Source organism: Paenibacillus sp. JT31N7 (genome assembly GCF_059692095.1).
This window is the reverse complement of record NZ_JCAUAT010000002.1, coordinates 876,127-899,951: the sequence shown is the minus strand read 5'-3', so window position 1 is coordinate 899,951 and position 23,825 is coordinate 876,127. Positions and strand designations below refer to the sequence as shown.

Genomic DNA, 23,825 nt, shown 5'->3' with positions numbered 1-23,825 from the left:
GGAAAAAGAAAGAATTAAAGTTAATATTTAATTAAATTTACATATACAGTATAATGATAAAGAAATTTTCTTTGAATTTATAGTAGGAAAGGAGAGTGTAGCTTTCGAATTTTTACAGATTTCAGAAAGGTTTCTTAACTGCGTAAGATATTTAATTACATTGCTGCTTATTTGCTTATTGGCGGGGTGTTCATCGTACGATAGTGCGGTCAGTTCAGATACCCCTTCACCTAAGACCCATTATCCAATAAAAGTGTCGGATGCTTGCGGTTTAGAGATTAATCTCGCCAAAAAGCCGGAACGGATTGTTATTCAGAGTCAATGGGAAAAGGAATTCATCGAGGAGATTGGAGGGACTGGTGAGTATATCCTGTTTGAAGGTAAAGGCATAGGAGGAGCTGATCATGAAACAGAGAGAAGAATAGCAGCCGAACTTAAACCTGATCTTGTAATTATAATGTCCCAGGGATACCTATTAGAGAGTGACTGCAAAAATGCCCGATATCTGCTTAGCTTGGGCATTCATACTTATGTTTCCGATCAATCGACACTTAAGAAAATTACCGATGAAATGATTACTATCGGAAATATATTAAATCATCAGTCAGAAGCATCCAGGGCATCCGAGCAGTTACGTTCTACGGTTGAGTTAGTTGAGAAGGCAGTAGCTCCATTACAAAGAAAAACAGTTTATTGGGAACATAATATTTCTATAGAATTTGGAGAAATTAAGCAATATTATGCACTAGGACCAATAACTCTTGAAGATGAAATGCTTAAGTTAGCGGGTGGAAATAATATTACTCGTAACGATTCAAGGATGAATCCTTATAATATTCCTATTAAGCCGGATGATATAATCATGGCAAATCCCAGCCATATCTTAATATCAGGGCATTTAGAGAAACAAAGTGCCGGTCTGTATAAAAAAATACAAGAACGACCCGAATGGAACAATTTAAATGCAGTAAAACAAAAACAAGTGCTGGAATTACCGATTTTATTCGGTTCAGTGAGTTCGCTAAGAAATGATCTTATCATGTTAGTTGAGTTTTTACATCCTGAACTAAGAGAAAGCGCCAATTATTTTAGATAGGATTAGAAGGGATCCATCTATGTAAATCATTCTCAATACTTGCGGGGATTATGATTAGGATTATAAAAAGAACTATTCTACTAGTAGTTAGCTTATTAATTGTATTTATAGGATCTATTATTGTCTTTATGAACTTGAGAGTTGAAAAATTAGAAAATGAAGTACGAAGTTATCTAACTTCCAAAGGATACGAAGAACATCAAATCCAAAAAATTGATGGCAAGATATCAATTCAGGCTGTATATCAAGTTGCGGTTATATTTACTGATGAACCGAATGTAACTTACTAATATGGGTCAAGAAAGTATTACTCCATTCTTCCTTCAAAAGGAGAAGATAAAGTATTCCAATTAAGTGTTACTCGTTTCATTGATCAAAACTACGAGTATAAGCACGTCGAACCTAATGTTAAGGAACAACTTCCAATGAAGTAGTGGGGATGGTATTAACTTAGAGCGGGTCGTTGAGAATATTAAGCATTTAGTTTCACTTTGGTTCCGGTTCGTCTCCCGCGGGGCTACATCCGCCACCGAACGAAAGGATTTTTCCCTGTTTCGTCTTCTTTGTTTTCTTCTTTTGGTCCTTGCGTTTGATCTGCAACCGGGTAGGCATAGAAACAGCCATCTGTAGATAATTCGCCAGGCTCCCACCTGCTATCCACAGCCCCGATAATCGGTAGCCATGCTACGCACGCTGAAAACCTAAATTATGGTTGACAAGGAAATTGAAAGCGCTTATAGTTTTAGATAAGATCAAAGCGCTGCAGCTGCCGTATTACTCTGAAAAACGCAATTTCGTTCACGAATTTGTTGGGTCAGGTAAGCACAGCTGTTTTTTTACGGCCAAAAGTTAAAGCGCTTTAACTTTAAGTACCGGACTGTGGAGTGTGGTCTGGCCGATGCGTTCCGGGAGGTGGTGGCCCGCACGTAAGGGCGGGGATTTTGCTGGTCCGATTCATACGCAGTGCAAATCAGAGAGGAGAATGAACGATGAAGAAAACATTACTGGGATTCACCGCATCCGCTTGTTTGTTATGCAGTCTGGTGGCCGCTCCGGTTATGGCGGGAGCTCAAGGTGTACCGGCCGCAGCCGCTTCGGAAGATACCCTGGTACAAAGTCAGGCCGCTAACGTAGCCGCAGCAGCCGCCCTAAAACCGTTCCCTCAGCATGTCTCGTATACGTCCGGCACGATCAAACCGAACAATTATACCCAGGCCCAGCTCGATCAGCAGGTCAAAACGAAATATGACGAATGGAAATCGAGGTACCTCGTCAAGCATCCGAAGATTTCAAACCAGTACTACGTGTTTTATAATAAAGAAAAAATCGTAACGAAACCGAAGGACGTCGTTTCCTGCTCGGAAGGCCACGGGTACGGCATGCTGATCACTGCTTATATGGCGGGTCACGACGCCAATGCCCAGACGTATTTCGACGGCTTGTACCGCTTCTATAAAGCTCACCCGAGTTCAATCGATCCGGCTCTGATGGCGTGGCAGCAGGCGAAGGATTCGTCGGGCAACATCGTGGACACCTCGGGCAGCGATGCGGCTACGGACGGCGATATGGATATCGCGTATGCGCTGCTGCTTGCCGACAAGCAGTGGGGCAGCTCGGGAACGGTCAACTACAAGAGCGAAGCCGTAAAAATTATCAACGCCATCATGAAGCGTGAAGTGCACGCGAAATATTTCCATCTGAAGATGGGCGATTGGGCCTCCGACAGCGATCCCGAATTCGGTCCGGGCACACGCGCGTCCGATTTTATGCTGAATCATCTCAAGGCGTTCAAGGCCGCCTCGGGCAATGCGAACTGGGATAAAGTGACGGACACGACTTACAACGTAATCAATACGGTGTTCCAAAACAACTCCCCGAATACGGGGCTGCTTCCGGATTTCATCGTGCGCAAATCGAACGGCACTTACGCGCCGGCACCGGAAGGTTATCTGGAGGAAACGACCGATAACGACTACAGCTGGAACTCCTGCCGGACGCCTTGGCGGATCGCAACGGATTACCTCGTAAGCGGGGATACCCGGGCATTGAGCCAGGTCCGCAAAATGAACAGCTGGATCCAGTCCGCAACCGGAGGCAACCCGGCCAAGATCGCCTCGGGTTACGAGCTTAACGGCAAGGTGCTCGAGGCGGATCATGCGATCGCGTTCACCGCGCCTTTTGCCGTCAGTGCGATGGTAGATTCGTCTAACCAGACGTGGCTGAACAAGGTGTGGAGCGATATCGTGAACTCCCCGACCTCCGACAGCTACTATTACGACAACAGCATCCGCGTGCTCAGCATGATTATGGTGTCCGGCAACTGGTGGACGCCGTAATCGACCGAAGTAAGATGCCCATCCCGGGCATCTTTTTTTTGTTCGTTTTTTTCGGCAACCTTTCCGCCGGGAAGGGTTCTTTTTATGGGATACAAGCCGGTCTTGGAATGAATGCGGATTAGAGCCTGAAATCTTTTCGCAGCCGGATGTTCGGTTAGTTCAGCTCCTCCCTTTGCCGGATGGCTTAACCGGATGCTATTTGAAGGCTGCGTCCCGCTCTCTGTCCAAAATGCCCCGAAATAGGGTAAAATCTAAGAGACAACCGGTTAGCCGGAAGAACGGAGGACCCGATTTTGAAAGTAGACATGGATCTTTACAACGATTGGATTGAAACGGTGAAGGAAATATTCCGCGGTTCGGGTGCGCCTCTGCCGCCGGATTGGAGCGCCGAAGAGATCGGCCGCGAGTACTACCTCCAGACTTCGCCGTCCGAAGAGGAAGCGGAGGAGCGCCGGAAGGCAAACGAGCAGAGGCTGACGGATATGCAGCGGACGCTGCTGGACAATATGGAGACGGTGGTCGTGCCCGATATCCGCGAGAAAACCGGCTACGGCGGCAGTCAGTTCCGTTTCCGCTGGATTTATTCGCAAGGGGAGCATATCGTGGAAGAATGCTCGCAGTACCGCATCCCGCTGGGACCTTCTTCGGAGTAGCCGCTTGTGCAACTTTTCCGCGGGTAAAAAAAAAAAATGCATTCCGGATTCGCTTGACACCTCCTCCAAAGGGGTGTATATTTATCTTAAATTAAAGATATTTAAATTTGAGATATTGACGGAACGGTGGTGAACCGCATGAAAGAGCAGGACAGCACCTTAGTGAATGAAGACATCGACTTATCGCTTAAATTGTTTGTCGTCCTTTCGAAAGCCCAGAAGGTCATTATGGACCGCTCGGTCAAGGATATGAAAAGACACGGCTTGTCTCCTTCGGAGTTCGCCATACTGGAGCTTTTGTACCATAAAGGAAAATTTCCGCTTCAGCAGATCGGAGACAAGATTCTCGTGACCAGCGGAAGCATCACCTATAACATCGACAAACTGGAGAAAAAAGAGCTTCTGAGGCGCGTTTCGTGTGCGAGTGACCGCCGGGTAACTTATGCGGAGATTACGGAGCAGGGTACGGAGCTGTTTAACGATATTTTTCCCGAGCATGCCGAGGTTGTGAGAGCGAGCATGGGCGGGTTGACGGCCGAAGAGAAGAAGCTGGCGATCGGGCTGATCAAAAAGCTCGGTACGGCGGCGCAGAAGCAAAGCTGAAATTTTTTTTGATAGGTATCTTAATATTAAGATAATCAAATTTAAGATTTCCGGTACATTCCGGACAAGGGAGCGGTTGTCATGATCAAAGTTCACGAGGCGCTGGCACGCATTACGAGGAATTTCGGCTGGCTTTACACGAGCCACAGTTTTTCATTCGGCGGTTATTTCGATCCGGGAAATACGGAATTCGGGCCGCTGAGGGTGTTCAACGATGACCGGGTGCAGCCTTTAAAAGGATTCAATTTCCACAAGCATGAGGAAATGGAGATCGTGACGGTAGTGCTCCGGGGCGAGCTTCAGCACGAAGACACGCTGGGCAACAAAACGGTCACGCGTGCGGGAGAAGTCCAGCGGATGACCGCGGGGACCGGCATCGAGCATTCCGAGACGAATCCTTCGGCTTCGGAAGAAGTGGAGCTGCTCCAGCTCTGGTTTACCCCGGATGAAGAAGGGCTGGCCCCTTCCTATGAGCAGGCTTCTTACGATCTGGGCACCCGGCGTAACGAATGGGTCCCCGTCGTATCGGGGCGGCAGCGGGAAACCGCCGCAGGTGCTGACGGTGACGGGATGAAGCCGGCCCGCATTCATCAGGATCTTACGCTCTACCTGGCCGAGCTGGAGCCGGGACATACGCTGACTTTCAGCCAGAAGCCGGGAAGACGGATGTACGTCTTCGTCATCGAAGGCTCCGTCGCGGCGGACGGCGCTTACAAGCTCTCCCGCAGGGACGCGGCGCGCATTACGGAGCAGGAGCGGCTCGACCTGCATACGGAGTCGGGAGCCCGGCTTATGCTGATCGACCTGCCGTAAGCGAGAGTTCGTTCGCAATCTTTTTGCAAGAAAGCCCCGTTGGGGGCGAAAACACATGTCCCGCAAGCTTCCGCTTGACGGTTGATATAGACGCAAAACCCTACCACTGCCGAAATAAAGGAGAGATTTTTCATGAATGATTTCGAAACGGTATTAAAAGAACGCAGATCGGCCACCAAATTCGCGCAGGGTGTCGAGCTGCCGGATCAAGAACTGGATGCGATTTTCAGCCTGGTCAAATATACGCCGTCGGCTTTTAATTTGCAGCATGCGCATTACGTGGTCGTGAAGGATCCCGCGGTAAAGGAGCGGGTGTATGAGGCCGCTAACAAGCAATACAAGGTAAAAATGGCGTCGGCCGCGATTCTGGTGCTCGGTCATATGGACGCCCATCACGATGCCGGCAAGATCAACGAAGGGCTGCTGAATCTGGGCGTGATCAACAAGCAGGAGTATGATCAGACGATCGAAGCGGTCACGGCGTTTTACGAGGACAGAGGCGATGCGTTCAAACGCGACGAAGCGATCCGCAACGCGAGCTTGTCGGCGATGACCTTCATGCTGGCCGCCAAAGACAAAGGGTGGGACACCTGTCCGATGATCGGTTTCGATGCCGACGCGATGCGCGAAGCGCTGAATATCCCGGACCGGTATGTACCGGCTCTGCTCATTACCATAGGCAAGGAAGACGTTTCCGGCCAAAGGCCGCGGGGCTACCGCAAGCCGGTCGGCGAATTCGTAAGCAGGGACTCTTTCTGAGAAAGCTCCCGACTAATTTTCTCCTGTAAAGCCAACCTATATTAAAATCGAAGAGGTGCTCAATCATGACGAAAAAAACAGCAGGCATTCATCATATTACCGCATTTGTAAAAGACGCGCAGGCGAACGTTGATTTTTACGCCGGTGTGCTCGGTCTGAGACTCGTGAAAAAAACGATCAACTTCGACGCGCCGGAAGTGTATCATCTGTATTTCGGAAATGAATCGGGAAGCCCGGGCACGGCCATTACGTTCTTCCCTTGGGCAACGTCGCGCAAAGGCCGCATCGGGGGCGGTCAGGTCGGCATCGTGACCTTTGCGGTTCCGCAGGGGGCGCTGCCTTTCTGGAAAGAGCGGCTGCAGAAGCTGGATATTCCTTACCGGGAGACGAAGCGTTTCTCGGAAACGTATATCCAATTCCAGGATAAGGACGGTCTGGAGCTTGAGCTGGTGGAGCGGGCGGAAGGAGCGGACAGCAAATGGTCGTTCGGCGGCGTGCCCGCGGACAAAGCGATCAAAGGCTTCGGCGGCGCGGTGCTGTACAGCCTGAACCCGGAAAGCACGATGCATACCGTTGAGCATGTGATGGGGCTGATAAGAACCGCCGAGGAAGACGGCCTGGTCCGTTTCGTATCGGAAGGCGACATCGGCAACGTGGTGGATATCAAAAAGGACGTGGTGCCTCAAGGCGCCGGCGGAGCGGGCACGGTCCATCATATCGCCTGGCGGGCCAAAGACTTCGAAGACCACGAGGACTGGAGAGACTATGTCCAGACGAACGGATTCCAGCCGACACCGGTTATCGACCGCCAGTATTTTAACGCGATTTACTTCCGCGAGGCGGGCGGAATCTTGTTCGAGATCGCGACGGATCCTCCGGGCTTTACGCGCGACGAACCGTTTGAAGCGCTGGGCGAAGAGCTTGTGCTGCCGGAATGGTATGAACCTCACCGGGCGACTATTCAGAAAGGACTTCCTCCTATCGAAGTCCGTGTATTGGAGGCGGATAAACAATGACGATGAAGCATGTGTACCGTGAAGGAAGCAATCCGGCGGCGCCTGTCCTGGTCCTTTTCCACGGGACGGGAGGAACCGAGCATGATCTGCTTCCGCTGGCCGAGCGCATCTCGCCGGAATCCTCGGTGCTGAGTGTCCGGGGCAACGTTCTCGAAAACGGGATGCCGCGCTTTTTCCGCAGGCTGGCGGAGGGCATATTCGACGAAGAAGATCTCGTATTCCGTACGGAGGAGCTTTACGGGTTTCTGAACGCGGCGGCGGAACAGTACGGATTCGACCGCGGCAATCTCGTTGCCGTGGGTTACTCCAACGGGGCGAACATTGCGGGCAGCCTGCTTTTCCATTACAAGCAGGCTTTAAAAGGGGCAATCCTTCATCATCCGATGGTGCCCCGCAGAGGTATCGAGCTGCCGGATTCCGCGGGTCTGCCCGTCTTTATCGGAGCGGGCAAGAATGATCCGCTCTGCACGCCGGGCGAGACGAAGGAGCTGAAGGATCTGCTGGAATCGGCGGGCGCCGAAGTGGACGTTCACTGGGAGAACTACGGGCACCAGTTGACAGGATCGGAAGTCAATGCCGCGGCGGAGTGGTTTGCGGATCATTTTAAAGGTTGAGGCTGAGCGCGAGGCGGATCCGGGTCGCGGCGTAAACCTACAGGACGGGAAGCGCCGCCTAATGGAACTGCCTCGCCGGCGTCACAGTATCCCGCCTGACAGAACTGCCTTATAGGCATCACAGCACCCCGCCCTCGCAGGAGCGGAGGCGGGAGAGAAAGGAAAGAGTGAGTATGATTGAGATCGATCCGGAAAGCCAGAGCGAGCGCGAGACGTATAAGCTGCTGATCGGGAGCATCATTCCCCGGCCGGTCGCGTTCGTGACGACGCTGTCCAAAGAAGGCGTCGTCAACGCGGCGCCGTTCAGTTACTTCAACATCGTGGCGGCCAACCCGCCGCTGATTTCCGTCTCCGTTCAGCGGAAGAACGGAGAGCCGAAGGATACGGCGCGCAACGCACACGATCTGGGCGCGTTCGTCGTTCACATCAGCGACGAATCGTACATCGACGCGATCAACGCAACGGCGGCCGGGCTGCCGCCGGATGAGAGCGAGATCGAGCTTGCGGGACTGACGCTCGTCGAAAGCGGCAAAATCGCCGTGCCCGGCGTATCCGAAGCGAAGATCCGCATGGAGTGCGTGCTGGAGCGGTCGATTCCGCTCGGCGGCATCGAGTCGGCGCCGGCGTGCGATCTGCTGATCGGCCGCGTGGTCCGCTTCCATATCGCCGACGAGCTGTACAGCGGAGGGCGCATCGACCCGGCCGCGCTCCGTCCGGTCAGCAGACTCGCCGGAAGCAGCTACAGCAAGCTCGGCGAGATCTTCTCGCTGGAGCGGCCGGAGTAAGCGGTGGCGGTGGCGACAGCTAGCGGTGACGGCTAGGGGCGACAGTTGGCGATGACAGGCGGTAACAGCCGCAGCCAAGTCGCCGCGGGCCGCTTTAGACGGCCGAAGGAAATACCTCCGTTGGCTGCGACACCACACCCCGCAAAAGAACTGTGCGCGTTGCGAGAATCTAGAGCGGGTAAGTGTTTGGCGGAAAGCTCTGGCGGATACGTGCTCTTGGATACAGAGCGCAGTAGGGACATTCGCCGGACGAAACCCTGTAGTTGAAAGGCTGACTTCCGCTCAACCGGAGAAACGGTGATCGAAAAGGTAAAAAGCTGCGGTCTTTGCCGGAATACCGGAAAGGTCCGCAGCTTTTGTTTTGCTCGGGATTTACTTCTGGGTGTAAGGTCATTGTCATGGATTCACCAAGCAACTCATGAAAATAGTTGTCACGTTGTTTGTAGTTTTCTTCTGCGAATGCGGCTATATTTTTACCTTTGACTCACATGTAAATTATTGGTAATATTTAACGGTGATGACTACTAAAGACTACTACGATTAAAAAAATAAGAAGCAAAACGGTGGTGACGTTATGAAAACTCGCACCCAACGAATACTTCTGACTGTCCCTTTTGTTCTTGCAGTCATTACGATTGCAACAAGACTTGACTTTTACTATGATTCAAACATGACTATTCGCTATATTGCCACACTCCTGGTTGCTTTTCCGGCTGGGTATTGGGCGGCTGGAGGAACTACAGAGGATTAGGTCAACGCTCCATACATTAGGTAATAAATAAAAGCCCTGTCCAATTGGATGGGGCCTACTTGTTTATATATAGTCTATGAGGAGGGAGCCTCGCTGAATGCTTTTTTGAATCTGCGCTCTTTTTTTATGTTCATCCGGGTGCATGGGAAGTGTTTCATACAGAGTCTGAAACTCCCAATGGCGAGACTTCTCTTCCCCGTCTTTCAATCCCGATAAGACATCCCGGTCCTCTATTTTGTACAGATCCAGGACTCGGTCGGGCTCGCCCGGCAAGCTCACAAAGCTTTCCTTGCGTTCCTCCCTGTCAACCCGGACGGCTCCGCAAGTTTCTTTTAAAAAACGTTCTACGTCTTCCAAGGAATAGGAAAGAGGCCCCCCGGAACGATTGCTTTCCCTCCGTGTATGTTCGTCCGTCCCGTCCCGGGCTATAATGGGAGGAACGACTAGCGGATGCTTGAGGCGTTTGCGGCAGGGAGTGTTACATAGTGGGTACGAGGCTGATTTTGCACGGCATTTCAAAAAAAAGACACGACCGTCCCTCCGATTATTTGTTCCGGGACATCTCGGCGGAGGTGGGGGAAGGCGAGCGCGTTGCGGTGATCGGGACGTCGGGGCAGGGGAAAACGACGCTGCTTCGCATCCTGGCCCGTCTCGACCGGCCGGATGAAGGTGACCTCCGGCTTCACGGTAAAAGCGCGGAAGAATGGAAGCCGCAGGAGTGGCGCAAAAAAATCTGCTACGTCGCCCAGCAGCCGGTTATGCTGCCGGGCAGCGTGGAAGAAAATTTGCAGACGGTGAGCAGGCTGCACGGAACCCCGTTCGACCGCGGGCTCGCAGAGCGGTACATGGCTGCGCTCGGTCTGGAAGGTCTGGACTGGTCGAAGCAGGGCGGAGATTTGTCCGGCGGCGAAAAGCAGCGGACGGCTCTCGTCCGGGCTATGCTCCTTCAGCCGGAAGTGATGCTGCTCGACGAAGTGACGGCTTCGCTTGATCCCGGCAGCAAAAGGGCGGCCGAGCGCCTGCTCACGGACTGGTCGCGGAGCGCGGGCACATCTCTCGTCTGGATTACTCATGATCTGGAACAGGCGGCCCAGGTAAGCGATGCGGTATGGTTTATGGACGAAGGACGGCTGATGGAATCGGCGCGGGCCGGGGAATTTTTCCGGGAGCCTTCGACCGAACAGGCGCGCCGTTTTATCTCCCGCCCGGACCGGGAAGGGGAGGAAGACTGATGTCCAATCTTGCGCTGGTCAGCACACTGGTGTTCGTGGCCGTGACGATTTTGCTGTCCATGAGACAGAAGCTGGGGCTGGAGAAAGAAATTATCGTCGGCACGATCCGCTCCGCCGTGCAGCTCCTGTTTGTCGGGTATGTGCTGCATATGGTGTTCGATGCCAAGCACCCGCTGTTTATGGTCGTGATCGTGGCGGCTATGATCGCGGTCGCCACCTGGAACGTGGGCAAACGGGCTAAGGAGATTCCCGGCATCAAAACCCGGATCGCCTTAGCTCTGGCTTGCACCGAGGCTGTGACGATGGCGCTGCTGCTCGGGTTCGGCATCATCGAAGCGATTCCGCAGTTCATTATCCCGATCAGCGGGATTACCATCGGCAGTTCGATGATTGTGGCGGGTCTTTTTCTGAATGCGATGAAAAGGGAAATGGAGGCGGCCCGCGGAGAGATCGAAGCTCTGCTTGCTTTGGGCGCCACCGCGAAGCAGGCGATTCACGCGTCGATCAAGCGGTCGGTCCGCTCCGGCATGATTCCGACACTCGACGGCATGAAGACGACGGGACTCGTCCAGCTTCCGGGCATGATGACCGGGATGATCGCGGCGGGAGCCGACCCGGTGGAGGCGGTGCGCTATCAGATTCTGATCATGTTCGTGCTGTCCTCGGCCGCGGCGCTGACCGCCATGCTGCTCGGTTTGCTGAGCGCGCCTCTATGGTTTACGGCAGACGGGCGGCTGAGGGTGACGGAAGCGAAAAAGCTGTAGAGAGGGGGCGCTCCCGTTCTCTCGGGTGCTTCTGGCCTCTGCTCCCGGCTGCCGCCAATGCGAAATCGGCCGGAAACGTTTTCCACCTGAAAAAGAGGGAGCGAAGCCGTTGGATTCGGCGGGAGTGAAGCCTCACAACGGCACCGGCCGCGTACGGCCCGGACCGTATACATAAAAAGCGCTTCCGTGTAACCATGTTGACCAGCGCCGCCGTTATTTTGCCGATAGTACAGGCCATGATAAACTAGAAACCATACATAACGGTTTAACAGAAAGGAAGACGAGGATGATCAGATTTGCAGTTGTAGGAACGAACTGGATTACGGAAGAGCTTATTCATGCCGGCCGGGAATCGGAAGACTTCCGGCTCACCGGGGTTTATTCCCGCACGGCGGAGCGCGCACGGCAATTTGCGGACAAATTCGATATCCCGCACATATATACGGACCTGGCGGACATGGCGCAAAGCGGCGAATTCGATGCGGTTTATATCGCCAGCCCCAATTCTTTTCACGCCGAACAGGCCATCGTGCTGATGAAGGGCGGAAAGCATGTGCTGTGCGAGAAGCCTATCGCTTCGAATACGCGGGAACTCCGCGCGATGATCGGGGCGGCGAAGGAGAACAAAGTGCTGCTGATGGAAGCTTTGAAATCCACGCTGCTTCCGAACTTTAAGGCCATCCGGGACAATCTCCACAAAATCGGTCCGGTGCGCCGGTATTTCGGCAGCTACTGCCAGTATTCTTCGCGCTATGACGCATACAAGCAGGGCACCGTCCTGAACGCGTTCAATCCCGTCTTTTCCAACGGTTCGATGATGGATCTCGGGGTGTACTGCGTGCATCCGGCCGTTCAGCTGTTCGGTAAGCCGGATGCCGTAAAGGCGGGTGGCATGCTGCTGGAATCGTGTGTGGACGGAGAGGGCAGCGTGCTGCTCAAGTACGGAGAGATGGACGCCGTTATCATGCACTCGAAAATTACGCATTCCTATCAGTCCTCGGAGATTCAGGGCGAGAACGGCACGATGGTGATCGACAAGATCAGCCAGCCGGAAAAAGTCGAAATCCGCTACAGGGACGGCTCTGTGGAGGATCTTACGCAGCCTCAGATCGCGCGGAACATGTATTACGAGGTTCAGGAATTTATCGACCTGATCCGGGAAGGCAAGACGGAATCCGCGGTTAATTCCCATGAGGTTTCGCTGACCGCCATGGAAATTATGGACGAAGCCCGCAGGCAAATCGGGCTTGTGTTCCCGGCGGACGAGAAGTAATCCGGCTGTGGGACTGGATAGCGGACGGCTAGTGACAAGCGGCGAGCTGTAAGGCCGTAATCCTGATTCTTTGGAAAACGGCAATGTCTTTCCGCACCGCGCGAGGCTCCCGTCGCGCGGTGCTTGGCGACACATGACGGTGGTCGTCCACACGGCTCTGTATAAGCCGTTCCGCTCTTCCGCTTCCGCCGCTGCGGTTAAACGCAGCACAAAAAAAAGCGCGGTCTTTTGACCGCGGGCGAGCCTGCGGCTCCTTTCCGAATCCGGAAGGGACTGCAGGCTTTTTTTGTCGTACTTTTCAACGGTCTGGGAATACAAAACCGCGATGGCGCATCGCGATAAACCGCTTTGCTCCCCCGAAAGCAAAGTCAAAATAGTGCACATTTTGGTCAGAATCCGAATCGGTCCCGTCCGTCCGGCCATCGTATAGTGAAGGTACCATCAAGGTAGAGAGGTGCTTAAGTATGAAACTGGACAGCTCGAATGTGAGCAGGGCGGCCGCGTCGGCTCCCAAGAAGCCGTTTTGGAACCACCGGAGGAAAGAGGCGACGATAGGCTGGCTGTTTCTGTCCCCGGAGCTGATCGGCATTGTGCTGCTGTATTTATTCCCGGTCTTATTTTCCCTTTATATGAGCTTGTGCGACTGGAACCTTCTGGGCGGGATGTCTTCCGTTAAATTCGTCGGTCTGCAAAACTATGTGGAAATGTTTCAGGACGACAAGGTTCTTGCCGCGATTAAAAACAACTTGATCTACACCGTCCTAACGGTACCGGTCGGCATGGCGCTGTCGCTGGTGCTCGCGGTGCTGATTCACACGAAAGTGTACGCGCAGAGCTATTTTAAAGTGGCGTTTTTTATTCCTTACATTTCGTCGATTATCGCGGTCGGCGCTGTCTGGAGCGCTTTGTACCACCCTTCGCTGGGACCGATTAACGGCTTTCTGAAAAGCATGGGGATCGACAATCCGCCGATGTGGCTGGCCGATCCGAAGTATGCCCTGCTGTCCATCGCGATTATCGCCATCTGGGCGGGACTGGGCTACCAGATCATTATTTATATGGCGGGCCTATCAGGCATCCCGGACGATATGTACGAAGCCGCCAGCATCGACGGAGCCAGCTCCCTGCAGAAGTTTTACAAAATCACGATGCCGATGCTCGGCCCGACGAATACGTTTCTTTTTATCACGCTGCTGATGGGCTCGTTCAAGGTATTCGATCTGATCGCCTTCCTGACGAGCGGCGGACCCAATAACGCCTCCACGGTGCTGGTCTACCGGATTTACGAAGAAGGTTTCCGCAACTTCCGGATGGGCTACGCTTCTTCGATTTCGTGGCTGCTGTTCGCCATTGTCGGCATTATCACTCTGGTTTCCTGGCAGATTCAGAAGCGCCAGGTTCACTACGGATAGGAGGAAGCACGTATGAGTTTGCGCAAATTTGATTTCTGGAAATTGTTTAACACCGTGATTATCGGCTTGTTCTCCCTGTGCTTCCTCATTCCGCTCTTGTGGATGACCTCGGCGGCCATGAAATACGAGAAGGACGTCATGGTCTTCCCGATCCAGTGGATTCCGCAGGCATGGAACGCGGTGGGGAACTTCAAAGCCGTCTGGACCGGCAATGTCCCGTTTCACCTGTTTTATTTTAACTCCATCAAGCTGTCCGTGATCGTTACCGTCCTGACGCTGATCATCTCCTCGATGGCCGCGTTCTCGTTCACGAAGCTGAACTTCCGGGGACGCAATATCGCGTTTACGCTGCTTCTGACCTTTATGATCGTGCCGGAGCAGGCAACGCTGATTCCCCGCTTCCTGCTGATCCGCTGGCTTGGCTTGTACGATACGCATCTGGCGCTGATCCTGATGATGATGTTCTCGATCTATTTCACATTCTTGCTGCGGCAGTTTATGATGAGCATACACAGCGACTTCATCGAAGCCGCCAAAATCGACGGCGCGGGTTACTTCCGCATCTACTGGCAGATTATGCTGCCGCTCTGCAAGCCGATTCTCGCCACGGTCGCGATCATCAAATTCATCTGGACGTGGAACGACTACCAGATGCCGCTTATTTTCCTGCTGGACAAGGAGCTTTATCCGATTACGCTCGGCATTCAGCTCTTCAAGGACGATTATGCGGACAACTTCGCGGTACTCATGATGGCTTCTTTATCGGCCATTATCCCGCTTCTGGTTATTTTTATCGCCCTGCAAAAACACGTGATCAAGGGTATCGCCCTCGGCGGTGTGAAAGGATAGCGCGGGACGCCCCAAAATCGTGCACAGAGTCAAAATTGTTCACAGAAGTAGTCAAATTGTTGCACAACGTTTGCCCGGCATGGGGGCTATAATACCGATTGTAGAGGAAATAACACACAGGTTGAGGGGGAACAACACAATGAAAAAGGCGACGGCATGGGTACTTATCTGCGTCATGTTGGCCATTACGGTTCTCAGCGGCTGCGGCAAGTCCGAAGAAGGCTCCGCAGGCAAAGACAGCTCCGGCAAACCGGTCACCATCAAGTATTACAACTGGGATAACGAAACCCAGGCGCAATCGACCAAGAAATATATCGATCAATTCCAGGAAAAATATCCGAACATCAAGGTTCAGCATATTTCTCTGGTGCCGGGTAACTCGCTGGAGTCTCTCAAAAAGCTCGACGTCCTGCTGACATCCGGCGAGAAAGTCGATGTCGTCATGTTTCCGAGCATCAGCGAGCTGGATACGCGTGTAGCCAACAAAGTGCTGGCTCCGCTGGATGAGTTCTACGCCAAAGACAACGTGAAGCCGGAAGAAGAATATTTCGTCAATCCGAAGTTTGAAGGCAAATATTACGGCATCCAAAACAACATCACGACAAACTTCGTGCTTCTGAATAAAGACGCTCTGGACGAAGCGGGTCTGCCGGTTCCGAAACTGGGCTGGACATGGGACGAATTCCGCGAATACGCCAAGAAGCTGAACAAAGGCGAAGGCACGGAAAAACGCTACGGCGCTTACTTCCACAACTGGCCGGTGTACGCCAATCCGGACGCGCAAATTTACATGCAGCATCCGTTCCTGACGGAAGAAGGCAAAACGAACTTCGACAGCCCGACCTACACGTATTTCTTCAATCTCCGCCGCGCGATGGAGAAGGAAGATAAGACGGCGAAACCTTACGCGGACGTCATCGGCGCGAAGCTGAACTACCGCGCGGAATTCTTTAACCAGAAAGCGGCTATGCTGCTGTCCGGTTCCTGGATGATCAGCGAAATCGGGGATACGCAAAAATTCCCGCATACGTTCAAAACGGCCATCGCGCCGGTACCGGTTCAAAAGAAAGGCGATTCGACCGATATGTTCATGGGGGGCAACTACATGTCCGTAGGTGCAAGCTCCGAGCATAAACAGGAAGCCTACCAGTTCATGCGCTTCATGTCCACGAACCTGACGGACGCGCGCGCCGAGCTTCCGGGCTGGAAGAAAGGCGATGCCAAGCCGCTTGCGGAACGTCTGATCGGCCAGAACAAGGACCTGTACGATGTGGATTCCCTGATGTACACGCTATTCGGTGCAGGCATTAAGGCCCTGCCGCCATCCAAGAACAGCATTTCTTACGCGGCTGCTCTGGACAAAATCCTGACCGACGGATTCAGCATGTTCATTCTGGACAACAAGAAAGTGGAAGACGTTCAGAAATGGATGGTAGACGAAGCGAACAAGGTCATCGAGAAAAATAAAAAGTAATTCAAGGACGATTCTGCGGCAAAGACCTCCTGAACTGGGGGTTTTTGCCGTAGCCCGTTTTCGGGCGTTCTTGGTATAGTGAGAAAAACACCCGGTACGAAAGCGCTTGCGAAGGTCCGGACAGAGGAGGAGCGCCATGCTGCAGAGCTCGTTTTACCGCAAAATACAATTCTCGTTCCTGATCTTCATCCTGCTGCCGTTCGTGACCGTATCTTCGCTCGCTTACATCACGATCAAACGGACCACCATGGATAAAATGGAAGCGGCCAACCAGTCGATTTTGCAGCTTATGACCAAGGATGTCGAGAAACTGCTGGACGATATCTCCTTCGCTTCGCATTTCTACGTGCAAAATGTGGAGATCCGGGACAATCTCCGAGAGATTCAAGGAATGACCGGTATTCATACCTTTGACGATTTCAATAAGTACACCAAAATCCGCAACAGCTACGATCAGGTGTCGATTAACGCCTTGAACAAGTATGTGCGGCTGTTCCTGGTTAACGATACGGGCTTTATCGTGCCGTATATGGATGTGGGGAGCGGGCAGACGCTGCCGGAGATGGAGAGCGACTGGAAGACGGTAAAGCCGCGGATTGTGCTGGACAACCCGACCAGCATCCAATGGCTCGGAACGGTCGCGGGATCGGGTCCGGGTAAGGACACGTACTACTATTTGTCGAGGGTCATCCGGGACTCGGAAACCGGAGGCCTGCTCGGAACGCTGATGATCGGCATTTCCAGCACCTACTTCGATCCGTACTTCTCGTCTTCAACTTCCGGCCAGTTTACGCTTTTCGAGAAAAACGGGCAGCTCATCGCGGGCAATTCCTCCCTTGCTTTTACGGAGCCGGAGCTTCCGAGAAAACAGGGAGAGCGGAATATCCGCAGCGAGGCCGTTATTGCCCAAGGCAACTGGAAGCTGGTGTACGAGACGCCGGAGAAAACGGCCACGGGACAAATTACGAAAACGTTCTTTGTCAGCGCCATGGCCGTAGCGGTATTTATCATCATGTTCCTGATGCTGTCCTTCTTCCTGGCGCGCAGCCTACACCGCCCGATCCGCAAGCTTCAGCGGATTGCGCACCAGTTCGGCGAAGGGAACCGGAGCATCCGCTTCCCGGATAAAGGCAGAGACGAAATCAGCGATCTCGGCCGCTCCTTCAACTCGATGCTCGACGAGATCAACGGGCTTATCGCCAGTATCGAGACCGAGCAGGAGCAGAAGCGCGTGCTGGAGCTGCAGGCCCTGTTCGCCCAGATCCGGCCGCATTTTCTTCTCAATACGCTGAATTCGATCAAATGCAGCCTGTATGTGTCGGACGATAGACTGCACGGACGGATGATCGATTCGCTGAGCAGTCTGCTCCGCGCTTATATGAGAGTGAACGAGCCCTCTACGCTGCGCAGCGAGAGCGTGCTTTTGAAGCATTACCTGGAAATCATGAACATGCGCAACGATCTCGCGCTGGAGCTTGCCGTCCAAATTCCGGCCGAGCTCGAGAGACAGCCGATGCCGATGCTGCTGCTCCAGCCGATCGTCGAGAACGCGGTGGTGCACGGCTTCGTTGACAAGGAGGAGGGCGGTCTGATTGCGCTCACGGCAGAACGCATGGAGGACCGGATCGTGATCTGCATCTCCGATAACGGCAAGGGGATGACGGACGGGCAGCTCCGGGAGCTGCAGGCCGTGCTGAACAAAGACCCGGACCAGCAGTCCTCGTACCGCCGGGTCGGCCTGCTTAACGTGCTGCAGCGTATGCGGCTGACCTACGGCATGTCGGCGGAGATGGAAATGGAGCGCAGCGAAAGCGGGGGCGTGGCCGTAAGGCTGTCATTCCCGATTCAACCTTCAGAGGGGGAGAGCCATGTATAACGTCATGCTGATTGACGACGATGTGCCGATGCTGAAATATTTGCACAAGCTGATTGACTGGGAAGCCTGCGGTCTTCACGTAGCCGGAGAAACCTACTCCAGCGTGCGGGCGCTGCAGATGTTCAAGGAGCTGCTGCCCGACATTGTCGTGACCGATATCGGCCTGCCGCAGATGAACGGGCTGGAGCTGGCCGCCGAGTTCTCGAGTATCAAGCCGGGGGTCCGGATTATTTTTCTGACCTGCCACGAGGATTTTCATTATGCCAAGCAAGCGCTGCTGCTTAACGCCGACGATTATCTCATTAAGGACGAGCTGACGGAAGACCAGCTTCTCCGAAGTCTGAAGCAGTCCGTGGGACGGATTCAGCAGTCCGTCGTCAGCCTGGAGCAGGTGTCTTACCGGGAGGACGTGAACCGTAACCGGGACTTGCTGAAGGAATCGCTGTTCCAGCGGCTAACCAAGGGAACGGATGCGGACGGCCTGCTCGGATACGCCGAGCGCCTCGGAGTGGAATGGAAGCATCCGGCTTACGCGCTGCTGCTGGGGCACTTGTCCCTCGCGGGTCTTCCCGAAAAATACGCAAGCCGGGACATGCCGCTTTTGCGCTACGGCGTTTACAACATCGCTTGCGAGGTGGCCCAGACGTACGAAGGCGTTACGGTGTTCAACACCGGCGATTTTCTCGTCATTCTGCTCAATTACCGGCCCGGGCTGACGTTTAACGAAAAGCAGTACCTGCACGATTACACGGCCGATCTGCGGGATAAGTGCGACCGGTTCCTGCATGTGGGCCTGCGGTTTTTATCCAGCCCGGCAAGGCTGGAGCTGTCTTCGGCCGGCCCTACCTTCCGGAGCATGGTGAAGAACCGGTACCGCTTCTACTACGCGGACTCGGGGTATGCGCCGCCGAAGTTCGACGACGGGTCGGAGGTGTACTATCTTCCCGCGGAGGGGTTGTTCGGGCAGGAGCTCGAAGACATCGGGGCGGCTGCCGCCCATCGCGACCACGCGCTGCTGGAGGGGGCGATCGAGCGCATCCGCCGGACGGCTTGCGGCAAGCTGGCCGATCCCGAGGAGCTGAACCGGCTGTGCGTCCGGAAGGCCCGCCAGCTGTTTATTCAGCAGGCCCGGCCGGGCGCGGACACGGAGGAAGACGAATGGATTCCGTATCTGCAGACGGCTCTGCACGTCGATGATGCGCTCGCCGTCTTCGGCTGGATGATTCAGCGGCTCATGATCGGAGCCGATACGGGAGCCGCGCCGGCCGTGAAAGAACCGAAACTGCAGGTGATCGACGATTACATTTACCGGCACCTGGGTGAGAACGTGAGCTCCATCGACGTGGCGGAACACCTGTTCATGAATCCGAGCTATTTCTCCCGGTATTTCAAACGCCTGACGGGAGAAAGCTTCACCGATTACGCGCACCGGTACAAAGTTAAAATCGCCTGCAAGGCGCTTCAGATGTCGGAAGACCCGGTAGAACTGATTGCCGCCAAGCTCGGCTATTCGGACCGGACTTATTTTTCCAAAGTGTTTAAAAAGTACACCGGCCGGACGCCGCGAGAGTATCGGGAGAGATAACCCGATGCTCTTTTTTTAGGTGAAAAGGGGCCGGCCGTGGGCTTGTAAGAGACCTGCGGAGCATGCTTCGCAACCGGCAGTGTTGTCGTAACAGGGCTGCGGGCATTGCCCCGGATTTCCGTGCGCACGGGCCTGCGGGCCCCCAGGTCAAAATAGTGCACATCCCTGCCAAAATCACACCTGTGTCGGAAGGGCGGCGCCCGTTACAATGGACGCATCACACTCAGATTGTTAAAGGACAGGTTTTCAGACGGGAAAGGGGATTGGCCATGTGGAAGGCGGCAATTGAAGATGCGGTGCTCAAAACGCGCCGGAATATCGGGAAGTTTGGCGACAAGTTCCCGCACGTAAGCGACGGCGGCAGCTACGAGCTCCGGGATAACGACGATTGGACATGCGGATTCTGGCCGGGCATGCTCTGGCTCTGTTACGAATATACGAAGGACGAAGTATTTCTGGAAGCGGCGCAGAGTACCGTGCGCGGCATGAAAAAGCGGATGGAAGAGAACAAGGTGCTGGCCCATCACGATATCGGATTTCTGTACTCGCTTTCCTCCAAAGCGGAGTGGATCCTACTCGGGAACGAGGACGCCAAAAGTTTGACGCTGGAGGCGGCCGACAAGCTGCTCGAACGCTGGAACGACAAGGGGCAGTTTATTCAGGCTTGGGGGCCGATGGGTGACGAAACGGAGGGCGGCCGCATCATTATCGATTGCCTGCTTAACCTGCCGCTGCTTTATTGGGCTTACGAGCATACGGGAGACGAAAAATACCGCAAAACCGCCGTTATTCAGGCGGATAAAAGCAGACGGTTCCTCGTGCGCGGAGACGACAGCTCTTACCATACGTTCTTTTTCGAGCCGGTTACGGGGGAGCCGATCGGAGGCGCGACTCATCAGGGCTTTACGAACGGTTCCACATGGAGCCGCGGCCAGGCATGGGGCGTGTACGGATTTGCCCTATCGTACCGGTATACCGGCAATGCGGCGTATCTGGAAACATCCAAGCGGATGGCGCGCTACTTCGCCTCCCAACTGCCGGAGGACTCCGTGGCTTACTGGGATTTCTATGCGGAGGTAACGCGGGAGACGCCGCGGGACAGCTCGGCATCCGCCATCGTTGCCGCGGGCCTGCATGAGCTGATCGGACTCCTGGAGCCGGATGATCCGGACCGGGCCGAGTTCGCGGATCTGCTGGAACGTTCGCTTGCTTCTCTCGTGAAAAATTATTCGACGGCCGGAGAACCCGAAGCGGAAGGGCTGCTTAAGCACGGGTCCTATCACGTACGCGGAAATCTCGGCCTCGACGACTATATGGTGTGGGGCGACTACTACTATCTGGAAGCCCTGATGCGCATGGAACGGAATATTCCCGGTTACTGGTATGACCGCAAGGAGCGGACCTTAGGATGAAGAGCCGCCGGATAGGAGAAGGGTTGAATGCCGGACGGCCGGAGCTGGCCGCTGCCGCCGCGCTCTTGGAGCCGGGCGGAGAGAGACGGAACGAAGCCTATGATACGCTGAAACGGCATTACGGTACACGCACCTCTCCGGTGCTGTTTATCCGCAATGAAGAACGAGAACGGCTTGTGGGCCATGTCCGTAATCATTACGGGGAAGACATGCGGGAAGTGCTGGCCTCGGCCGAACGCGTCGCCGCAAAGACTTTCCTCTTCCGCGGGGAATGGGACATGGAGCCGACCTGCGTTCCGGTCACATTCGCGGAGGACATCGACTGGCAGCATGTGCCCGCAGGCGATGTGGAGTGGGCTTACATGCTGAACCGGCATGCGTACTGGGTCGATCTGGGGCAGGCGTACCTGGTCACGGGAGAGAGCAAGTACGCGGAAGCGTTCTGCATGCAGCTGGACGACTGGCTGCGCCGCAATCCCGTGCCCGCCGGTCCGGCGGAAGCGTCCGCCACTCTGGCGTGGCGGACGATCGAGGCGGGGCTCCGCTGCATCAACTGGATCCGGGCGTACGAGTGTTTCCGGGATTATCCGGGATTTACGGCGGAGCTGTTCGGCCGGATGCTGGTTTCGCTGCATGAGCACGGCGAGTACATTGCCGGAGCTTTCGATCCCTGGAGGCGCCTCAGCAACTGGGGGGTGCTTGAAAACGCGGGCCTCTTTGCGCTCGCCGTATTTATGCCGGAGTTCCGCAATGTGGCGTTCTGGCTGGAAGTAAGCGCCGACCGGCTGCGGCAGACGGCGGCCCTTCAGATTGGCCGGGACGGCATGCATTGGGAGCAGTCTCCGCTCTACCATAACGAAGTTTTCTTTCAATATATGCACGTGCTGCATCTCGCTGAAAATAACGGCATCGGGCTGTATCCCGAATGGATCTCGGCCGTGAGGCGCATGGCGAAGGCGAATCTATATTCCGTGAAACCGGGCGGCAGGCAGCTGATGAAAGGCGACAGCGACGACAACGATATGCGTGACGCTCTGACCGCGGGCGCTATCCAGTTCGGCGATGCGGAGCTGAAATACGCCGGACACGCCCGCGTGGACCTGGCCAATTTGTGGCTGTACGGCCTGCATAAGGCGGAAGCTTACGAGCGCTTGGCGCCGGTACGGCCGGAAGCCGCGTCCCGCGCGTTCGAAGAAGCCGGACAGTATGTCATGCGCTCGGATTGGGGGCCGGACGCCCGGTTCGCCAGCATGAACTGCGGGCCGATGGGCGGCGGTCACGGCCATGCGGATCTGCTGCATGTCGATCTCTGCGCGTACGGCCGGGATTTGCTGATGGACCCCGGCCGCTACACGTATTGCGGCGGTGATGAGTTCCGCCGGTATTTCAAGCAGGGAGCCGCCCACAACACGACTCTCGTGGACGGCAAAGAATTCACGGAGTACCTCGACACGTGGGACTACGGCCGTATTGCGGCTCCGCTGGGAACCCGGTGGTCATCGGGACCTGCGGCCGACTATGCGGAAGGCAGCCACGACGGCTATCTTCATCTGGCCGACCCCGTTATCCCCAAGCGCCGCCTGATCTTCGTCAAGCCGGACTACTGGCTGCTGGCCGACAGCTTCCGCTGCGGGGACGCGCACCGTTTCGAGCAGCGGTTTCATTTCGCGCCCGGACAGGTGCGCATCGAAGAGCGGGGAGTCTGCTTTACGACGCAGGACGGAGCCGCGGGCCTGCACGTGCTGCCGGTTACGCGGACGCCTCTTCTGTCGGCAGCGGAACCGGGGACCGGCGGAGACAGCGCCGGAGCTTCGGCAGGTGAGGCGGCAGACGAGCAAGGCAACGGTTGCAGCGATCAAGCGGGGATAACGGCCGGCCAAACGACGGCCGGAGCTCCGGCACAGGCGTGTACAGACGCCGGCGGGGCAGGCGCACAGCCACATGCGGCCGCCGGCACAGCGCCGCGAGCGGAAGCGGATGAGGACGGCACAGCCTCCATCGTCCCTACTCCCGGCGAGGGAGCGGTTCCCGCGGGCATCGGCGCAGCCGGACGCGGCCCGCTGCTCGTCCGGACGGAGGACGCCTACGTGTCCTACCGGTATAACGAGATGACGCCGGCTCCGGCCGTAACCTTCTCCTGCGGCTCGACAGGCCCGGCTTCTATGATGCAGGTGCTTTACCCGGTCCGTCCCGGAGAGACGGAGGTTCCGGTCGTGGAGCAGGTGGACGTATTCACCTATAACGGAGCCAAGGTTCCCGACTCTTCGGCCGAAGCCTGCCGTCTGACATGGAAGAGTTCGGGAGAGCAGCATGTTGTGGTGATCTGCCACCAGACGCCCTCGACGAGCATTATGTCTTACGTCGTGGAAGGCGTTCAGATTTTCGGCGAAGTGGTGCTCATTAAAAAAACGCCGGAAGGCATCGAAACTACCAACGTAAGGTAGCGTAAAACAATTAAGTGGAATATTCTTTCTTTATATTTATAAAAAAATGAAAAAAATATTTAAATTGATATGAAAATG

Annotated in this window: 20 protein-coding genes; all 20 read left to right on the top strand. The window is 54.8% G+C overall.

The annotated features are described in order from the left end of the window. Positions 1-160 precede the first annotated feature (160 nt). The 20 genes from AC58P5_RS14330 (at position 161) to AC58P5_RS14235 (ending at position 23,747) form a co-directional block, all read left to right on the top strand. Entirely contained in the window at positions 161-1,096 is a 936-nt protein-coding gene (locus AC58P5_RS14330; RefSeq protein ID WP_497387517.1) for an ABC transporter substrate-binding protein, read from the top strand. A gap of 50 nt (positions 1,097-1,146) precedes the next feature. Then, complete coding sequence (locus AC58P5_RS14325) at positions 1,147-1,386, top strand: DUF3139 domain-containing protein (RefSeq protein WP_497387515.1); 240 nt, start codon at positions 1,147-1,149, stop codon at positions 1,384-1,386. Positions 1,387-2,085: 699 nt separating this feature from the next. Further along, positions 2,086-3,432, top strand: coding sequence for a family 8 glycosyl hydrolase (locus tag AC58P5_RS14320; protein ID WP_497387513.1), 1,347 nt, complete (start codon positions 2,086-2,088; stop codon positions 3,430-3,432). Positions 3,433-3,725: 293 nt separating this feature from the next. Next, positions 3,726-4,085 carry a hypothetical protein gene (locus tag AC58P5_RS14315; protein WP_497387511.1) on the top strand — a complete coding sequence of 120 codons (360 nt, stop codon included), beginning with the start codon at positions 3,726-3,728 and terminating at the stop codon, positions 4,083-4,085. A gap of 138 nt (positions 4,086-4,223) precedes the next feature. Beyond that, the gene (locus AC58P5_RS14310) at positions 4,224-4,688 is read left to right on the top strand and encodes a MarR family winged helix-turn-helix transcriptional regulator (RefSeq protein ID WP_497387509.1); all 465 of its coding nucleotides are present in this window, start codon (positions 4,224-4,226) and stop codon (positions 4,686-4,688) included. Between the two features lie 81 nt (positions 4,689-4,769). Continuing rightward, entirely contained in the window at positions 4,770-5,501 is a 732-nt protein-coding gene (locus AC58P5_RS14305; protein ID WP_497387507.1) for a pirin family protein, read from the top strand. A gap of 132 nt (positions 5,502-5,633) precedes the next feature. Next, the gene (locus tag AC58P5_RS14300) at positions 5,634-6,260 is read left to right on the top strand and encodes a nitroreductase family protein (RefSeq protein ID WP_497387505.1); all 627 of its coding nucleotides are present in this window, start codon (positions 5,634-5,636) and stop codon (positions 6,258-6,260) included. A 65-nt stretch (positions 6,261-6,325) separates the two neighbouring features. Continuing rightward, positions 6,326-7,276 carry a ring-cleaving dioxygenase gene (locus tag AC58P5_RS14295; RefSeq protein WP_497387503.1) on the top strand — a complete coding sequence of 317 codons (951 nt, stop codon included), beginning with the start codon at positions 6,326-6,328 and terminating at the stop codon, positions 7,274-7,276. A gap of 2 nt (positions 7,277-7,278) precedes the next feature. Further along, positions 7,279-7,890: an alpha/beta hydrolase gene (locus AC58P5_RS14290; RefSeq protein ID WP_497387590.1), complete on the top strand. Its 612-nt coding sequence runs from the start codon at positions 7,279-7,281 to the stop codon at positions 7,888-7,890. Between the two features lie 173 nt (positions 7,891-8,063). Then, on the top strand, positions 8,064-8,675 hold the full coding sequence (locus tag AC58P5_RS14285) for a flavin reductase family protein (RefSeq protein ID WP_497387501.1): 612 nt from the start codon (positions 8,064-8,066) through the stop codon (positions 8,673-8,675). Between the two features lie 1,236 nt (positions 8,676-9,911). Further along, positions 9,912-10,658, top strand: coding sequence for an ABC transporter ATP-binding protein (locus AC58P5_RS14280; RefSeq protein WP_497387499.1), 747 nt, complete (start codon positions 9,912-9,914; stop codon positions 10,656-10,658). After that, complete coding sequence (locus AC58P5_RS14275) at positions 10,658-11,422, top strand: ABC transporter permease (protein ID WP_497387497.1); 765 nt, start codon at positions 10,658-10,660, stop codon at positions 11,420-11,422. Before AC58P5_RS14280 ends, AC58P5_RS14275 begins: the two co-directional genes overlap by 1 nt. Positions 11,423-11,708: 286 nt before the next feature. Beyond that, positions 11,709-12,695 carry a Gfo/Idh/MocA family protein gene (locus tag AC58P5_RS14270; RefSeq protein ID WP_497387495.1) on the top strand — a complete coding sequence of 329 codons (987 nt, stop codon included), beginning with the start codon at positions 11,709-11,711 and terminating at the stop codon, positions 12,693-12,695. Positions 12,696-13,159: 464 nt separating this feature from the next. Then, on the top strand, positions 13,160-14,107 hold the full coding sequence (locus AC58P5_RS14265) for a carbohydrate ABC transporter permease (protein WP_497387493.1): 948 nt from the start codon (positions 13,160-13,162) through the stop codon (positions 14,105-14,107). A 12-nt stretch (positions 14,108-14,119) separates the two neighbouring features. Beyond that, complete coding sequence (locus AC58P5_RS14260) at positions 14,120-14,956, top strand: carbohydrate ABC transporter permease (RefSeq protein WP_497387491.1); 837 nt, start codon at positions 14,120-14,122, stop codon at positions 14,954-14,956. 139 nt (positions 14,957-15,095) lie between these two features. Further along, on the top strand, positions 15,096-16,430 hold the full coding sequence (locus tag AC58P5_RS14255; protein ID WP_497387489.1) for an ABC transporter substrate-binding protein: 1,335 nt from the start codon (positions 15,096-15,098) through the stop codon (positions 16,428-16,430). Between the two features lie 136 nt (positions 16,431-16,566). Next, positions 16,567-18,306: a sensor histidine kinase gene (locus AC58P5_RS14250; protein ID WP_497387487.1), complete on the top strand. Its 1,740-nt coding sequence runs from the start codon at positions 16,567-16,569 to the stop codon at positions 18,304-18,306. Further along, positions 18,299-19,891, top strand: coding sequence for a response regulator transcription factor (locus AC58P5_RS14245; protein WP_497387485.1), 1,593 nt, complete (start codon positions 18,299-18,301; stop codon positions 19,889-19,891). The genes AC58P5_RS14250 and AC58P5_RS14245 overlap by 8 nt, the downstream gene beginning before the upstream one ends. A gap of 269 nt (positions 19,892-20,160) precedes the next feature. Further along, positions 20,161-21,303 carry a glycoside hydrolase family 88 protein gene (locus tag AC58P5_RS14240; RefSeq protein ID WP_497387483.1) on the top strand — a complete coding sequence of 381 codons (1,143 nt, stop codon included), beginning with the start codon at positions 20,161-20,163 and terminating at the stop codon, positions 21,301-21,303. Continuing rightward, positions 21,300-23,747, top strand: a complete 2,448-nt coding sequence (locus AC58P5_RS14235) for an alginate lyase family protein (protein ID WP_497387481.1) — start codon at positions 21,300-21,302, stop codon at positions 23,745-23,747. The genes AC58P5_RS14240 and AC58P5_RS14235 overlap by 4 nt, the downstream gene beginning before the upstream one ends. The last annotated feature ends 78 nt before the right edge of the window (positions 23,748-23,825 follow it).

What these genes read in the sequence shown, in the direction of transcription:
- AC58P5_RS14325 (WP_497387515.1), top strand. Translation starts at nt 1,147, where the DNA reads ATGATTAGGATTATAAAAAGAACTATTCTACTAGTAGTTAGCTTATTA.
- AC58P5_RS14320 (WP_497387513.1), top strand. Translation starts at nt 2,086, where the DNA reads ATGAAGAAAACATTACTGGGATTCACCGCATCCGCTTGTTTGTTATGC.
- AC58P5_RS14310 (WP_497387509.1), top strand. Translation starts at nt 4,224, where the DNA reads ATGAAAGAGCAGGACAGCACCTTAGTGAATGAAGACATCGACTTATCG.
- AC58P5_RS14305 (WP_497387507.1), top strand. Translation starts at nt 4,770, where the DNA reads ATGATCAAAGTTCACGAGGCGCTGGCACGCATTACGAGGAATTTCGGC.
- AC58P5_RS14300 (WP_497387505.1), top strand. Translation starts at nt 5,634, where the DNA reads ATGAATGATTTCGAAACGGTATTAAAAGAACGCAGATCGGCCACCAAA.
- AC58P5_RS14295 (WP_497387503.1), top strand. Translation starts at nt 6,326, where the DNA reads ATGACGAAAAAAACAGCAGGCATTCATCATATTACCGCATTTGTAAAA.
- AC58P5_RS14290 (WP_497387590.1), top strand. Translation starts at nt 7,279, where the DNA reads ATGAAGCATGTGTACCGTGAAGGAAGCAATCCGGCGGCGCCTGTCCTG.
- AC58P5_RS14285 (WP_497387501.1), top strand. Translation starts at nt 8,064, where the DNA reads ATGATTGAGATCGATCCGGAAAGCCAGAGCGAGCGCGAGACGTATAAG.
- AC58P5_RS14275 (WP_497387497.1), top strand. Translation starts at nt 10,658, where the DNA reads ATGTCCAATCTTGCGCTGGTCAGCACACTGGTGTTCGTGGCCGTGACG.
- AC58P5_RS14270 (WP_497387495.1), top strand. Translation starts at nt 11,709, where the DNA reads ATGATCAGATTTGCAGTTGTAGGAACGAACTGGATTACGGAAGAGCTT.
- AC58P5_RS14265 (WP_497387493.1), top strand. Translation starts at nt 13,160, where the DNA reads ATGAAACTGGACAGCTCGAATGTGAGCAGGGCGGCCGCGTCGGCTCCC.
- AC58P5_RS14260 (WP_497387491.1), top strand. Translation starts at nt 14,120, where the DNA reads ATGAGTTTGCGCAAATTTGATTTCTGGAAATTGTTTAACACCGTGATT.
- AC58P5_RS14255 (WP_497387489.1), top strand. Translation starts at nt 15,096, where the DNA reads ATGAAAAAGGCGACGGCATGGGTACTTATCTGCGTCATGTTGGCCATT.
- AC58P5_RS14250 (WP_497387487.1), top strand. Translation starts at nt 16,567, where the DNA reads ATGCTGCAGAGCTCGTTTTACCGCAAAATACAATTCTCGTTCCTGATC.
- AC58P5_RS14245 (WP_497387485.1), top strand. Translation starts at nt 18,299, where the DNA reads ATGTATAACGTCATGCTGATTGACGACGATGTGCCGATGCTGAAATAT.
- AC58P5_RS14240 (WP_497387483.1), top strand. Translation starts at nt 20,161, where the DNA reads ATGTGGAAGGCGGCAATTGAAGATGCGGTGCTCAAAACGCGCCGGAAT.
- AC58P5_RS14235 (WP_497387481.1), top strand. Translation starts at nt 21,300, where the DNA reads ATGAAGAGCCGCCGGATAGGAGAAGGGTTGAATGCCGGACGGCCGGAG.